Annotated in this window: 11 protein-coding genes; 4 read left to right on the top strand and 7 right to left on the bottom strand. The window is 42.3% G+C overall.

The features are described 5' to 3' along the window. Positions 1-20: 20 nt before the first annotated feature. The 7 genes from C5745_RS11300 to C5745_RS11270 all read right to left on the bottom strand — a co-directional run bounded on the left by C5745_RS11300 (position 21) and on the right by C5745_RS11270 (position 10,659). Positions 21-2,210 (bottom strand): DUF4954 family protein, encoded by a 2,190-nt coding sequence (locus tag C5745_RS11300; protein ID WP_105717104.1) that lies wholly within the window; start codon positions 2,208-2,210, stop codon positions 21-23. 6 nt (positions 2,211-2,216) lie between these two features. Next, positions 2,217-4,058: a glutamine--fructose-6-phosphate transaminase (isomerizing) gene (gene glmS / locus C5745_RS11295; protein WP_105717103.1), complete on the bottom strand. Its 1,842-nt coding sequence runs from the start codon at positions 4,056-4,058 to the stop codon at positions 2,217-2,219. A 214-nt stretch (positions 4,059-4,272) separates the two neighbouring features. Beyond that, positions 4,273-5,169, bottom strand: coding sequence for an MORN repeat-containing protein (locus C5745_RS11290; RefSeq protein WP_105717102.1), 897 nt, complete (start codon positions 5,167-5,169; stop codon positions 4,273-4,275). A gap of 21 nt (positions 5,170-5,190) precedes the next feature. Continuing rightward, on the bottom strand, positions 5,191-6,066 hold the full coding sequence (locus C5745_RS11285; RefSeq protein WP_105717101.1) for a DUF2490 domain-containing protein: 876 nt from the start codon (positions 6,064-6,066) through the stop codon (positions 5,191-5,193). After that, positions 6,060-8,093, bottom strand: coding sequence for a hypothetical protein (locus C5745_RS11280; RefSeq protein ID WP_105717100.1), 2,034 nt, complete (start codon positions 8,091-8,093; stop codon positions 6,060-6,062). Before C5745_RS11280 ends, C5745_RS11285 begins: the two co-directional genes overlap by 7 nt. A gap of 119 nt (positions 8,094-8,212) precedes the next feature. Next, positions 8,213-9,898, bottom strand: coding sequence for an amino acid permease (locus tag C5745_RS11275; RefSeq protein ID WP_105717099.1), 1,686 nt, complete (start codon positions 9,896-9,898; stop codon positions 8,213-8,215). Positions 9,899-9,984: 86 nt separating this feature from the next. Continuing rightward, positions 9,985-10,659: a hypothetical protein gene (locus C5745_RS11270; protein ID WP_133166340.1), complete on the bottom strand. Its 675-nt coding sequence runs from the start codon at positions 10,657-10,659 to the stop codon at positions 9,985-9,987. An 87-nt stretch (positions 10,660-10,746) separates the two neighbouring features. Between C5745_RS11270 and tyrS the strand changes: the two genes are divergently transcribed. The 4 genes from tyrS to C5745_RS11250 all read left to right on the top strand — a co-directional run bounded on the left by tyrS (position 10,747) and on the right by C5745_RS11250 (position 16,478). Further along, positions 10,747-12,030 carry a tyrosine--tRNA ligase gene (gene tyrS / locus C5745_RS11265; protein WP_105717097.1) on the top strand — a complete coding sequence of 428 codons (1,284 nt, stop codon included), beginning with the start codon at positions 10,747-10,749 and terminating at the stop codon, positions 12,028-12,030. Positions 12,031-12,213: 183 nt separating this feature from the next. Beyond that, positions 12,214-14,799, top strand: a complete 2,586-nt coding sequence (locus C5745_RS11260) for an FtsK/SpoIIIE family DNA translocase (RefSeq protein ID WP_105717096.1) — start codon at positions 12,214-12,216, stop codon at positions 14,797-14,799. Position 14,800: 1 nt separating this feature from the next. Further along, a complete protein-coding gene (locus C5745_RS11255) occupies positions 14,801-15,445 on the top strand; it encodes a LolA family protein (protein ID WP_105717095.1) in 645 nt (214 codons plus the stop codon). A 7-nt stretch (positions 15,446-15,452) separates the two neighbouring features. Continuing rightward, positions 15,453-16,478 (top strand): LacI family DNA-binding transcriptional regulator, encoded by a 1,026-nt coding sequence (locus C5745_RS11250; protein WP_105717094.1) that lies wholly within the window; start codon positions 15,453-15,455, stop codon positions 16,476-16,478. Positions 16,479-16,480: the final 2 nt, after the last annotated feature.

The raw sequence follows: 16,480 nt of genomic DNA, 5'->3' as shown, positions 1-16,480 counted from the left end.
TTTTAGACACCATCCTTAAGTTAATCAACCGAAGACAGGGAATCCAAGACCTTTTTTACAGTTTGTTCAAAATCAAGAAAGCCCTCGCGTTCCTTATTAATAAAATCATTGTCCTCCAAACGACCGACGACTTCTTCCATCTCTTCATAGGAATCGTAGACCATTTGTTTAAACGGATTTTGGTAATCTTTAGCACGCGATCCCTCAATCTCTGCGAAGATCCAACGACGGGTGTTTAATGCCTCTTCAATAAGTTGTTTTAAATATTGCTTATCCCAAGAAGGCGGGCTGGCACCACTTAATTCCGCCAAAGATGCAATCGCATGTTGAAACTTATCCTCCAGATAGACATCGCTCCATGCATGATAGCGCGCGTGAGCCTCCTTCCACGATAATATCTTTTTATCGCGAATGTCGGCTAATAAAGTGTCCAATTTTGCTTTCGGAACCAATTGCCCTCCGATATTTTCAAATGCGCTGCGCGACGTTGCAAAGGCAGAGATAAGCGTCTGTAAGTCATCCAACGATTTCCTCTCCAAAAAGCCTATAATTTGCGTCGCAGCATAATAACGAATCATACGTCCGTATACCATGTACGCTTCTTTTGGTTTAGCTAATACGACTTTTCGTCTGGAAAACTCTACATTGTCTAGTAATATCTCTTTTCCTGTAAGCTGTTGATCAGACAATAAGACTTCTTTGCCCACAGCCTGGACATCTGCCGTTGCAGGGTTATTCCCGTACGTCCTGCCTACCGCCTTTTCAATCTCCAATAATGCGTCAAACATCTCGTTCACCGTGTCTGGTGCCAGCACGTCATACTCGATATATTGGTTCTTAAATTTTCGCTTGTCACGTGACTGGAATTTTGATGTATTACGCATCATAGCATACATATTATACAAAAACCAGTAAGCCGGTAATATGATCAAACGGTTAGTATCTGCTTCATTGCTTACCAGACAGAAAGGAAATCGGATATTCAACTCGTGCAGGAAATCTCCTTTTACAATGAGCGTGTATGACGCAAAACGGGAGTTATGTTTCAAACTAACACACAAACCTGGCCAGAAACCGCGTCCTGCAATAATTTCACCATCCGCCGCCCGCGAGTTATGATTTGACCCTACCGTCGCACCTGCCGCCATGTTACTCTGTCCTTTCACTAATGCTGCGCAGAGGAACGAATTGTTATGATGTTGTTCATGTGCCGGAAAAATCAGAGAATTTAATACTTCACAGCAGGAAATGGTAGAGTTATCCCCTAAAAAAGAGTTGATCAATCGAGCACCATATTTCAGTTGAGAGTTGGAAGACAAGATAAAGCGAACAGCCTTTACCCCGTAGAAAATACGACATCCATGCCCGATTATACCATTCACCAATTCACACCCCTCTCCTATTTGGGTATAGGATTCTGACGAGGAGTTAATAGTAAGGTTCTTCAGCTTATTTACTCCCTTGACATAAGCGTGTGAACCCATTTTAATATCTTTAATAGTATGGGTATTCTTAACCACGGAATGATGACCAATTTCACTATAAAAACCATGATGAGGCGAGAACTGTGCCTCCATCATTTCTTGGAAACGCCGTTGTAGCTCTTGGTCATTCCGATGACGGGACCATAAATAAACGTCGCCTGCCTGCATACCGTCAAAGGGCAGTACGGAACGTCCGCCATTCTCGTTACAGAGTTCTAATCGAATCCGACGTTCTTCCACGTCGCCGATTTTCAGAATACCATTACCAAATTTGGCACCACTGCTGGTTTCCATTTCGTTGATATTCGCTAACATCACTTCATCACCAATAACAAAATGGGCCATATAACGCACATTATGGATGGCTACCGCGCTTCCAAAATCACTACTCACGATGGTGGAGTTGTAGATCCCGCAGGGTAAACGTAGGTCTCGAAAATGAAGATAAACTTCGTCCATATCACCTATGCGGACAAGTCCGTAGAATTTGGAATGTTGAATCTGCTCTGGAAGAAATTTATCCGTCACCAAAACACGTTCCCAGTTATTGGAATAATTATCATTTCCGATTAGAATCTTAATTTCTTCCGTTGTCAGATTCCGGAATTTTCCGTCATCGGGAAACTGCTGGTTACGAAAATAGTATTCGTCCCCATTTTGCAAATATGCCTCGGGAACAAAATGGTATCCTAGGTCGGTTAGTTTCTCTTTTATTATCTTTGACATCCCGCCTTATTCAACGGTTACCGATTTCGCCAAATTTCTTGGCTTATCCACATCTAATCCTCTATATACTCCGATATAGTATGACAACAGTTGCAATGGGATGACAGATAAGACAGGAGCGATTATTTCATGCACATGCGGCACAACCATCACGTCATCGGCTAGCCCTGTCGCAACGTTATCGCCGTGTGACACCACAGCAATGACTTTTCCTTTTCTGGCCTTAATTTCCTGGATGTTACTAATGATCTTTTCATGATAACTATCTTTTGTGGCGACGAAAACAACAGGCAATTGTTCATCAACCAAAGCAATGGGCCCGTGTTTCATCTCTGCTGCCGGATATCCTTCTGCGTGGATGTAGGAAACCTCTTTCAACTTTAGTGCTCCTTCCAATGCGATGGGGAAGTTATATCCCCTTCCTAGATAAAGGAAATCTCTGGCGTCACTATACTTTCTTGCGATCGCTTGAATGACTGCATGCTGATCGTCCAAAATTTCTTTTACGTATGCTGGAACGTTGGCCAGATCAGCCAACAATCTATTGAACAATGTAGCCTCAATGGTGCCTTTTAACTGGGCGATTTTCAAAGCGATCAAATAGAGTACGGTTAATTGTGCCGTAAATGCTTTTGTACTTGCCACACCGATTTCAGGCCCTGCGTGTGTATAAGCCCCTGCATCAGACATCCGTGCGATGGAAGAGCCTACAACATTGACCAATCCGAAGATAGTAGCACCCTGCTTCTTGGCATTTTCCAATGCCACAAGGGTGTCAGCGGTTTCACCGCTTTGGGAAATCGCGATGATGACATCTTGATCGGTTATGATCGGATTTCTATATCTAAATTCAGATGCATACTCAACCTCTACATTGATACGACAAAGTTCCTCAATTACATATTCTGCTAATAAACCGGCGTGCCAACTTGTTCCACAAGCAACAATAATGATCCGGTTCGCACGTAAAAGCCTTTCAGCAATCTTGTCCACACCGCTTAATGTAATCGATTGCTGCTCGGCATCCATACGACCACGCAAAGAATCAAAAATAGTCTGCGGTTGTTCGAAGATTTCTTTTAGCATAAAATGGTCGAAGCCACCTTTTTCGATAGCCGCCAATTCCATATCGAGTTTTTGCACAAACGGCGTAATGCGCTCGTTGCCCAGATTTTTTAAAATCAATTCATCTGGACGTACGATCGCCAACTCGTAATCGTTAATGTACACCACTTCTTTGGTATAAGCCAGCATCGGTGAAGCATCGGAACCCAAATAATGTGCATTCTCCCCCACACCTATGACCAAAGGACTTCCTTTTCGGGCAGCAATGATGGTATCTGGCAGATCTTTATCTAGCAATAATATCACATACGCTCCCACGACCCTTTTCAACGCTATTCTCACCGCTTCTTCGAGCGAACATTCGTTATTAATTTTAATATCTTCGATGAAATTCACCAAAACTTCGGAATCGGTATCACTTTTAAATGTGTAGCCCTTTTGCAGGAGTTCGCTTTTAAGCTGGGCGTAGTTTTCGATGATACCATTATGTATCATCGCTATATTTCTCGAATTGGAATAATGTGGATGGGCGTTTCGATCGGAGGGTTCGCCATGCGTTGCCCAACGTGTATGTCCAATGCCTATGGTTGCTTGGACATTTTTTCCGTGTACGGATTCTTCCAACGCAGCCACCTTTCCCTCTTTTTTGTAAACTTCAATTGAATTTCCCATATGCAGCGCGACACCTGCGCTGTCATACCCTCTATATTCCAATTTCTTTAATCCGTCAATAATTACCGGATAAGCTAGGTTACTACCGACGTAGCCGACGATTCCACACATAAGTTTTTATTTATTTTTTTAACGGCAACGAAGCTCGCCTTGAACTGTCCCATTCACAAAAGCATATCGACAACTCATGCAGGCTCCAATAATTTGTATTTTAAACCGGCCATAAATATAAAAAAAATACCAATGCAATCGATTGATTAACGATTTTTTAGCGGCGATAAGTCCGATGTATTAAGCATTTATCTCGGAAAATCGCGTGTGTGTTTTATTTCTTTGAAGGCTTATCGTTTTCCCAGTGTCCCTGGTAGCTAATATTGCCGTCACGGTCGTACAACGTGCCTTCGCCATGTCTTTTATTATTCAACCAATTTCCTTCATAACGCTCGCCGCTAGACCAACTGTACGACCCGAAACCTGTGCGTTTATCATTATCAAAAGCTCCTTCATAACGCTCGCCATCCTTCCAAGTATAAACCCCTTTTCCGTGCCGTTGGTTTCGTCTCCACTCACCTTTATAAACGCCTCCTGAACTTTCCCAGATACCTGTTCCAACACCGTTAGCCATGCTGTCTATCACCTCTCCTATGTACTGAACAGCAACACCCTCTGCATTTGTAAATTCCAGTTTATTCAATTGTTCCTTTTTCTCTAATACCCGATTTTGTACATGCACCAGTCGATTCAATTCCGTTATATTCTCAGCCAAGCTATCCGTTGAACGTCCGTAGGTGGTTTGCAGACTATCGATACGGTGCCTTAATAGGTTAACAGAATCCGCTGTTAAGTCTACCAACGAGTTACTATCCGGTTCACCGTTTATGGTGCTCCCCAGCTCGCGCAGCCTCATTTGAACATAGGATATCCTGCTTTGAATAAGGCTATCGGAAATTTCATGCAAAGAAGTTCTCAATTGACCATACCCCCCCAAGGCCTGTATGTATTGCCGATTAAAAACTTGGTTATCCAACTCAAACAAACGAAATAGCTCTTCCCCGAGATGGCCGTCTCCTGTCGCTTTAACTTCAGCATAGTACAAACTTTTCCACTTTGCCGTATCTCTTCGCGCACTAACATAGAGCGTCGTCCCCGCCCCTATTAAAACTAATAAAAGTACTATAAGTATAAGGATTGTTGTGTTTGTTCTTTTATGTTCTTTAGCCATCTTTTTTGTGTTCTAAACAGATTAATCAAACAAGCGCACCCCAGGTATCCGGGATTGCTTCTTACGAAAGTCCAATGACAAATAAATATTCGTCCGCAATACCCAACGGGACGTATACATATATCCTGCGCCTAACGTCTGACCCGTGGTGTACATCATCCCTACACTATATTTTAAACGCGGACTATGAATATAGCCTATGGAAGGATTAACCCGAAAGTCTTCCAACGGGCTATCAATAACCGGCTTTCCGCTCTGCATAATAATCTCCACATCTGGGGTAAACATAAATGTGCCGGGGATAAGCTTGCGATTATTTAAAGGAATATTCATATAAAACTTATAACGCCAACGATTCCGAAAAATCCAATCTGCTCCAACATCATTGGAACGACTCCACCGATGCTCAATACGGATACGGTGATATGCCATTCCAATATTAAAAGGCATCGCAAACAAATATTCATGCCATACCCGGGGTTCCAGGACCATATCCTCAAAAGCCGGGTTCCCAGGGTCTGGTGTAAAATTCAACCGCAAAACACCACCCAGTGCCACCGCTAATCGATCATTTACCTGATAATTCAGCGCATGCCGATTGTATATCTGCCCCATTCTACCTACAAGTGGCGTGTCATCAGAGCTCACTCTGCGATAATGGAACTGCGCGTCCCAATAAAGGCGATTCCCGAGACGAAACTTCCCATAAAGTCCATTCCAGGTAGCCGTTGTTGTCGGTTGAGTGAGGGATTGGTCAGGTCTTTCAGATTGCCCAATAGCGGGATGAAAAAAGCCGGCGGTCGATACCAAACAAAGAAATAAATAGCTGAAATGTAATTTTTTGATCACTGCAATGCACATACGTTTGACATTCAATTTAATGAGCGTTCTTACCATTTAATCTGCTGACGCAAACCGAGAATTTCCAGACTAGTGGGTATATCCTTACGCGCTCGTCTAAGCTTCCGTTCCATATCCTTGGTGTCTTTCCACCTCAAATCTGTCATCCGGACTAAAAGCGCGTCTAATTGCTGCAGTTTACCAGGGAGCGTGTCGCAAGAAATATTTTCTCGAATGTCTTTCCAAACGAAGGGCAACAGGAGGTTTTCAAATACATCGTACAGTCTACTTTTCACACGTTCCTCCATGTGCGTAAATGTATAAGGGTTCCATACGCTTCGAGTATACTCCTGATCTAACTTATCTAGTTTCTCGTGGTAGTTGGCTATAGTTTCATAGATCGTAAGCAAATATGTATAGCAATCCTGCACAGCATCGATATTTGCTACGCGCTCACTGCTTGAATGTTTAGCATATTCGGCGAAAGAATATTCCATAAAATACTGCAGGCTATCCCGCAAATACCGATGAAATTCATTGTAGTCATCGCTCGAGTCAACATCCATAAAAAGGCGGATAACCGAATCGCGCACCTCAATCAGATTACGTTCTTTACGGGCTAACTCACCTTGTATCTCATAATTCTGCACGGCTTTCTCTAAAATTTTTAAAATTCTATTAACGTCCGTATAAACGATATTGAGATGCTTATGAAGCACTCTCGTGTCCGTTGCCTTCAACTCTGGAGGAAAAGCATAATGCCTAGCTTGAGGTTCATCCTGATATTGGTATTCAACAGCTTCAGGATACCTAATTTGATGTACATTATGGAAAAGGATCGCATCATGGTCTATATATTCAGCTGCTGTGTCAGCCAAAAAACGTACTACAGGGCTTATTTTTTCCAGATTTTGTTGATATATCCCCAACACCCCGTAATAAAAACCCACTTCCGGATTCATAAAGCGGCTTACCTCCATCGCTGGATTATCAATAACCGTATGGATTAAACTTCGGGTTTCTATCAATAATTTCTCGTTTTTCTGATTTAAGGAAAATTCATCCGGCGAAAACGCAAATTCTCTGACTTTCAACTTCACCGGCAACAGTGATTCGCTCCCCCCTATCCCTTTCCATACGTCTTTTCCTAGATGCATCGCGGGCTCAACAAAAACGCGCTCTAAAAAAAGATTTCCTTGTACGACACGTGTCTGAACGGTATCCAGGGGGATCGCCTTTTCGTCCGCGTCATCAAAAGCATGTTCTATCACAAGGGGGGTATAATCCAGGGCTCGAAAATAGGTAGGAGTAGCCCTAAGATGGGTGAGTAACCCTAATCCACTTGTCACAACCGTATCGAAACCAGCATGTTTGATTTCGACTAGTTCCTCATCTGATATGTAGAAATGCTTGCTAAAAAAGCCATGGTCATATCGTCTCATTTCATGCATTTGCTCTTCGCTACCCGAGCCGTGGACAAGCAACCAATCACCGTGGGGAAAACCGTCCTCATCAAATTGCCCATTCACTTTTAAATTAGGCGTAAACCCAAGAAAGGTACCTGTTGACGTTCCGTCAGCATATTGTAATCTGGCATAAAATAGCGTATCTGCCGGATTTGATTGCCTAACCTTCCGTCTCACCAATTCGTATGTCCCATGTATTTTCCCGTCGCGAAAAGACGCTTTGATCAGAAATTCTGTACCATTAGCGTCGTAGTTCACCCCTAAACCTTTGAGCTTAGCAATACCGGTAAGTTTTAGTTTTTGATGGGTATAAGTCCACGCACCGTCTTTCCGATTGTTGCTGTAATTACCAGCGATCGAGATCCCCTCCACAATGTGACTCTCTTCAAAATGTTCTTCAGTGGATTCAAATTTAAATTCGCCATGTTTTACAGTGTCGCCCGCCTCCATCAGGTATTGATAAGTAGCGCTGCCCAAGATAGAGTCAGCATATACGTATTTTCCCTCAAAATGTAATGCGGGAGTCTGCGCTATTGTGAATACGGGGGGGGAAAGTATCGTAAAGGATAAAAGAAAGTAGAATAGATATCTTCTGGCACGGATGTCATAAGAATGCATGAAAAAAAATAGTTTGACGTTAAAAAGGGATACAAACACCCTGTATATATAATCGCTAAGATAGTAATTTTATTGTGACAATTATACGTTTAAGGAAATATTTCGTGCTAATATTTTAACTATCGGACATCCTTATTCAGTTTAGAGTGTTTATACCCATAAATAAAATAAAGTACCAATCCGATCGCCAGCCAGATTAAAAAAATAATCCAGTTACTTGCACCAAGCTGGCTCATTAGATAAAGATTAATCAAAATTCCGGTAACAGGCAATAGTGAAAATCTATATTTAAATCCCATTACTGCCAATATCAACCAGACTAGCCAGAAGACGACGATCAGTGATTTGTGTTCAATTATTTCCAGCCACGGCAATTCTATCCATTCTTTAAGCGTATCCTGGCCATATCGATATAAGATAACCCATGCGGCAATCAAGCCCAATCCAATTAGATATTTTCCGTTGATATACGGTACCCTGAACTTCGATTTTGCAGATAGGCCAGCATAATCCATATACAGCACGCCGGCACATACAAGGATAAACGCAAAGAATGTTCCCACACTAGTCAAATCGACAAAAAAGTCCATTTTAAAGAACAACGAAGGCACCGCCACGACCACACCCGTTACGATGGTAGCAAAAGAAGGAGTCTTATATTTTGGGTGCACACGAGCAAACTTTTTCCAAAGCAAACCATCCCGGCTCATTGTCATCCATATTCTTGGCTGTGCAAGCTGATACACCACCAATGCACTTGTAATGGCGACCACCGACGTAATCGACACAATGCCTGCCATTTGGTCGAAACCGACGTATTTAAATACAAATGCCAACGGGTCTTTCACGTTCAGGTTGGTATAATTCACCATTCCTGTTAGCACCAAGGTGATGGCCACGTACAATATCGTGCATATGACCAAACATAAAATCATTGCCCGCGGCAAGTCACGTTGTGGATTTTTACATTCCTCCGCTGTTGTGGAAATAGAATCGAACCCAATAAAAGCGAAGAACACAGCAGCTACAGAGCCCATGACACCAGAGACACCATTAGGCATAAATGGTGTCCAGTTCTCCGGTTTCACAAAGAACATCCCGCCCGCAATCACTAGTAAAATAATTCCGATTTTAACTGCCACCATAATATTACTTGCCCGCTGCGATTCCTTAATACCTACATATACCAGCCAAGTAACAAGCACCGTAATTAAGCCAGCGGGCAAATCAAAAATAATCGGCACATCACCAACTCTAGGAGCCGAGAGATAAGCATGCAGCCCGACCTTATCTGCAGCGCTAAGGGCATCCATTCCCGTCGAAAGGAACTTTTCATGAGCATCAATGGCATATCCTGGAGCCATAGCCAACCATTTCGGAATATTTATACCAAATCCCTCCAGCATTGAAACAAAATACTGAGACCAGGAAATCGCAACGACCGTATTGGATACGGCGTACTCCAAAACTAACGCCCACCCGATAATCCAGGCAAAGAGTTCCCCAAAAGCAACATAGGCATAGGTATAGGCACTTCCCGACACAGGAACCGTGCTGGCAAATTGTGCATATGCCAGTGCTGTAAACACACAAGCAAACGCCACAAAAACAAAAAGTAAGGAAATCGCCGGTCCTCCCTCGTAACTGGCTAGTCCGATGGTACTAAATATTCCGGCCCCGACGATCGCTGCAATCCCCAGTGAGACCAAATCGCGGACGCCCAACACTTTGGCAAGTCCTGTTCCTTCCTGAGCATCTGCAATTATCTGGTCGACACTCTTCTTGCGGAAAAGTTTATTCATCATATTATTAATCAGGCTATAGGCAACAGGCTTTAAGCAAACGCTACCTTGAAAAATTATCGTTGCAAAAATGACAAAAATAACCCAAACTAAGGTAGTTTACTTTGTATCTCATGGAAAATATACATGTAGTTCACCAGATGTTCTTCTTTATATACTCGTAAACATGCAGTCAGTTTATCCCGATCGTCGCCGGTACTTTCGAATGTCCAAACACGTTTACAAATATTAAAAAGTGCATAAGAAAGATTGCTGATATCGGCATAATCCAAAATATACCGGGAAGTCACAAAGCGTTCAAAAAAAACAGAAAAACGTTCCGTATCAACCTCTCCTATGGCCTGTAAATACTTTTCTATGGTTACTTTCTGAACATGCCCTAAATGCTCGTATAACCTATTAGGGTTGACTAACGTATGATCTATTAACAAATGGTCCAGTAACAGCTCTAGTGCGATATGCGCTAAAAAGGATGCCCGTACAGGAAGATGTGCTACAACAGGATCAAGTCTGCGTCGCAATGCATGCGTGTGGTCGAGGAAGAAATCGGACGTATGAAAGAGCCTATCGACCTCTACATGTCTATACCAGCCTTCCGATATCCACATCGTTTTTGGATGGGCAAAAAGCACCTCTTCAAACCGCTGAGGATGAAAATTATATCGCTTATCCACATTCTTGAGCAAATCCGGAAGCAGCGCACCTAATATCCTTTCAGAATGTAGGCTATAGCGTTCAAAATAATAATGCGACAGAAAATTCACAAGCCCAAACTTCTTATTAATTATCGTAAGATACAGCTTAATCTCGTATCTTTGCAATCTTAATTAAAAAAATTTAACCACAAAAAAATGAGCTTTGTAGAAGAACTACGTTGGAGAGGGATGTTACAAGATATCATGCCCGGAACAGAAGAATTACTTAATAAAGAAAAAGTTTCCGGCTATATTGGCTTCGACCCAACAGGAGATTCACTGCATGTGGGACACCTAACACAGATTATGACCCTCATCCACTTTCAAAATGCAGGACACAAACCCGTTGCATTAGTAGGCGGAGCTACAGGGATGATCGGCGACCCCTCCTTTAAGTCTGCCGAACGAAATCTGTTGGATGAAGCCACATTACAACACAATGTTAGCAGTTTAAAAACACAGCTCGCCAAATTCCTACAATTCGGAGATGGTGACAACGACGCGAAAATGGTTAATAACTATGATTGGTTTAAGGATTTTAAATTTTTGGACTTTATCCGCGACGTTGGCAAGCTGATTACTGTAAATTACATGATGGCGAAAGATTCTGTAAAAAAACGTCTTGAAGGAGACAATGGCCTTTCCTTTACCGAATTCACCTATCAACTGATACAAGGGTACGATTTTTACTATCTATGGAAGCATCACGACTGTAAAGTACAAATGGGAGGTTCAGACCAATGGGGAAATATTGTCACAGGAAGCGAGATGATACGTCGTCAAGACCAAGGAACAGCTTATGCGATTACCACCCAATTGATAAAAAAAGCAGACGGACAAAAGTTTGGTAAAACGGAATCGGGAGCTGTTTGGTTAGATCCAAAGAAAACATCGCCGTACAAATTCTATCAATTTTGGTTAAACACAACAGATGATGACGCCAAAAGTTGGATTAAGATCTTTACACTCAAGACCAAAGAAGAGATTGACGCTATCATTGCGGAACATGATGCTGCACCGCATACCAGAACGGTGCAAAAAGCGTTGGCAAAGGATATCACGATACGTACCCATTCGGAGAAAGATTATGAAACGGCAGTGAAAACTTCGGAATTTCTATTCGGCAATGGTTCCTTGGAATTTTTGGCTGAGTTAGAGCACGATGGTGTATTAGAGGTTTTCGATGGAGTCCCACAGTTTGAAGTTACGGCCGACCAGCTGAGAGAAGGCATCAATGTATTGGATTTTCTCGCGGTTCATACCCAGGTTTTCCCGTCAAAGGGTGAAGCACGAAAAATGCTCCAGGGAGGCGGTGTCGCTATCAACAAAGAGAAAATTAATGACGCTGAATTAACGATTAACACCACGCATCTGATCAGCGGCAGGTACGTCGTGGCGCAGCGTGGCAAAAAAAACTACTTTCTAGTTATTGCAAAATAACTTCATCAGCAATATAATAATGAGAGCGTTCCAATAGAAATGGAACGCTTTTTTATGTCTTTCGTCAACCGTCGTATATCGACGACATGAAAGGAAAATACATTTGAGCGACAACAGCTTTTTACGACTCAACATTTCTTTTATTTTTCCTAAGTTTGTAATTAGGAAAGTTATCTAATTTTCATGTCAAATAAAGGAAATACATTTAAAAATCCCGGCAATGCAGGCAGTACTAAACGTGCTCCGCGTACCGCAGGGAATGTCACATATAGTAAGAAAAGACGATTTGGTTCATTTGAAAATATCAATTTTTCAGAAGGACAGCGTAAAGCCCTCAAGATATTTGGCATTTTCCTGCTGTTTGTTTCTTTCATTATGGCCGTTTCATTTGTTTCGTATCTTTTTACATGGAAACAAGACCAAAGTTATATAACGGAAACAAACGGCGGTTGGTCTAGCTTATTTCGGAGCGCCGATGAAATGGCAGATGACGCTATAGATCTTCCTGTTGTAGAAAATAAGCTAGGAAAGCTGGGAGCCTTACTTGCCAATCAGTTTATTTACGAATGGTTTGGCGTAGCTTCCTTCATTTTTACATTTATACTTTTTATTGTTGGATATAAATTTCTGTATCGAAAATCTCTTCTGCCGGTATGGAAAACGATCATTTATTCAGCTACAACTATCATCTACTTATCAGTAACATTAGGGTTCTTACAGGATTTTATAACAGATTCTCCTCATATACTTGAAGGAAAGTTTGGTTACTGGACAAATCAACTACTCAAAATTCAGATAGGTAGTACCGGCATAGCCGCGCTCCTAGCTTTTGCTTATTTGGCCGTACTCATCCTGGTTTACAATCTAGATTTGAGGTGGACCTGGTCATCAAAAAAGATTGACGAGGACCTAGAAGACGAGGAAGAAGATAACTTTGAACCGTTTGCCGATAAAATAAATGCTTCGGCAAATATATCACAAAACACCCTTCACACCCCTATACCGGAGGAAGAAGTAGTAGATACGGCCGAAGACGACTTTATTGCCTCTACGCAAGCAGCCCTTAATGTGCAAACGGAGAATAAAGAACAAGACAAACATGAAATTACCTTTACGGTGGATGTTCCTGAGATCATTGAAAAGCCTGTACATCATGAACAGAAACCAATGACTGATGGACCCGCGCTTAGTGTAGAGAAAGTGGTAGAAGAAAAAGCCATTACAGCTAACGATCTTGTTGCCGAGTTTGGAGAATACGACCCTAAATTAGACCTTTCGGGCTACCAATACCCCACGCTCGATTTGCTAAAAGAATACGGCAGCGGCAAAATCACCATTAACCAGCAAGAGTTAGAGGCCAATAAAAACCGTATTGTAGAGACATTACGTAACTACAGCATTGAGATTGAACATATCAAGGCGACAATCGGCCCAACGGTAACATTATATGAAATCATTCCAAAGCCAGGCGTGCGCATATCCAAAATAAAGAACTTGGAGGATGACATTGCTTTGAGTCTTGCGGCCTTAGGTATACGTATCATTGCGCCTATGCCTGGCAAAGGAACTATTGGCATTGAGGTGCCCAACAGCGCTCCAGAGATGGTATCGATGCGCTCCGTGCTGGCAACGGAAAAGTTTCAGAAAACGGACATGGATTTACCGATAGCGCTGGGTAAAACGATATCTAATGAGGTATATATAGCGGATTTAGCAAAAATGCCACACTTGTTAGTTGCAGGGGCCACAGGACAAGGAAAATCTGTTGGTATCAACGCGATCCTGACTTCCTTATTATATAAGAAACACCCTGCCGAACTAAAATTTGTCATGGTTGACCCTAAGAAGGTCGAGCTCTCTCTTTTCAAAACGATAGAGCGTCATTTCTTGGCGAAATTACCGAACGAAGACGAAGCTATTATCACAGATACAAAAAAAGTAATCAACACGCTCAACTCCTTATGTATCGAAATGGATCAACGTTACGACTTATTGAAGAATGCGGCGGTACGTAACTTGAAGGAGTATAATGCGAAATTTGTTAACCGGCGATTAAACCCTGAAGAGGGTCATCGATTCTTACCCTATATCGTTCTGGTAGTTGACGAGTTTGCAGATTTGATGATGACAGCGGGAAAAGAAGTAGAAACACCTATCGCACGATTGGCTCAGTTGGCTCGTGCTGTTGGAATACATTTGGTAATTGCTACACAAAGACCATCGGTAAATATCATCACAGGTACTATTAAAGCCAACTTTCCGGCACGCTTGGCGTTTAGGGTTCTGTCTAAAGTAGACTCTCGGACAATCTTGGATGCTGGCGGTGCTGACCAGCTGATTGGTCGCGGGGACATGCTTTTAGCGACTGGAAGTGATTTAACCCGTATCCAGTGTGCCTTTGTAGACACACCAGAAGTAGAGCAGATATCAGATTTTATCGGGAATCAGCGTGGATACCCATCTGCTTTTATGTTGCCGGAATATGTAGACGAGAACGGAGAAGGGAGCGGTGGCATGGAGTTTGATTCGCGTGATCGTGACCAACTTTTTGAAGAAGCTGCCCGGTTGATTGTCATGCACCAACAAGGCTCGACGTCATTGATTCAACGCAAGCTGAAACTTGGATATAACAGAGCAGGGCGAATAATCGATCAACTGGAGGCTGCAGGTATTGTTGGCCCTTTTGAGGGGAGTAAAGCCCGTGAAGTACTTTACCCCGACGAGTATTCCCTGGAACAGTATTTGGAAACGTTAAGAAATAACGAATAAGATGAAGAAAAAAATAGCATTTTTCGTTGCTTTCATTTGTACGTCCGTGGTAGCATACGGACAGGTGGATGCCAAAGTAAAAAATTTGTTAGACGAGGTTTCTGCAAAATACGACGCCTATCATACTATACAGTCTGACTTTAGTTTTTCAGTACAGCAAGCACAGGGAGGGAGCCATGTAGATAAGGGAACTCTCTTCTTGAACAAACCGAAGAACCAGTTCCGTATCGAGTTGAGTGAGCAAGATATTATCAGTGATGGAAGAAGTACTTGGTCCGTTCTCAAAGAAGATCAGGAGGTACAAGTGAGTGAGTCAGATAACAACACCGAAAGCATTGGCCCCAATAATCTTTTTACTTTCTACAAAAAGGGATTTGAATATAAAAGCACGAAGGACGAAGCGCAAAACAAAGGCGTATTGCGCGTCGTAGAATTGACGCCTACAGATACGAGAACAAACTATGCTAAAATCAAACTGCGTATAAATCCAAACAAACATATTCACGATGTTATTGTGTTCGATAAATCGGGAGCTCGATATACCTACACCATTAACACGCTCTATGTGAACCATCAAATTCCGGCAGCAAAGTTTATATTCAAGGCGGCAGATTATCCTAGTTATGAGATAGTTGACCTTAGATAAGATTGTAATGGCGAAGACGACACTTAAAAGTTTAGCCCAGGCATTAAATATGTCTGTTTCGACAGTATCAAAAGCATTAAATGATAGTCACGAAATTAGCGAGGTGACCAAACGAACAGTACAGGCGTTCGCAAAGAAACATAACTATCAACCAAATGTTCTTGCCAAGTTCCTAAAAACGGGGAAGACAAATACTATTGGTGTTGTTCTTCCCAAAATGACCGGACCTTTCGAGGCGCAAATTATCGCGGGAATGCAAAATGCTGCCGCTACGCATCATTACCGGATTATTATTATGAACACCATGGAAAATGAAGAGCTTGAAGAATTAGCCCTTCAATCCATGATAGATAAATCGGTCGATGGAATTCTTTTTTGTCCCATTCATGAAGAATCAAATATATCATTGGCCAAGCAGATTCTCAGAACGACTCCTCTCGTTATATTTGACAGAACGTATTATCCCATCGAAACACACAAGGTAGGGGTGCTAAACTCGGAAGGAACGTATAACGCGTGTAAACATCTCCTGGACATCGGTCGGAAGAAAATAGCCATATTCTGCGGGGCGCATCAAGGTATCACAACTAAACGACTATCTGGGTACATCGAAGCACACGAAGATTTTCATATCCCCGTTACGCAGGAATATATTGTACACTGTAAGGTGAAAAGCTTGGCAGACTTGCAAGATGACATGGAAAAACATGTGAGATATTTACTGCAGTTACCAACTCCACCAAATGCTATTATCGGCGTTGCCGACACCATCACTACCCATCTATTGGGTATTTTAGCTAAACTAGAAATAAAAGTGCCAGAAACCCTAGCGGTTATCGGTTTTGCTAATACCGAGCTAGCTCTCTCTTTGAACCCTTCGTTAAGTACCATTCGCCAACCGACGACGGAAATCGGAGAAATTTCGGTAAACAAGCTTGTCGAAGTTATGCACAAAAAGAATCGAAGCCAAATCGAGTGGGAAAACATTAAGCTTCCTACCTCCATTCAGCTTCGACGTTCTACGATAGGATAATA

It is taken from the genome of Sphingobacterium haloxyli, assembly GCF_002980525.1.
Taxonomy (GTDB): domain Bacteria; phylum Bacteroidota; class Bacteroidia; order Sphingobacteriales; family Sphingobacteriaceae; genus Sphingobacterium; species Sphingobacterium haloxyli.
This window is presented reverse-complemented; position numbering and strand designations above follow the sequence as displayed.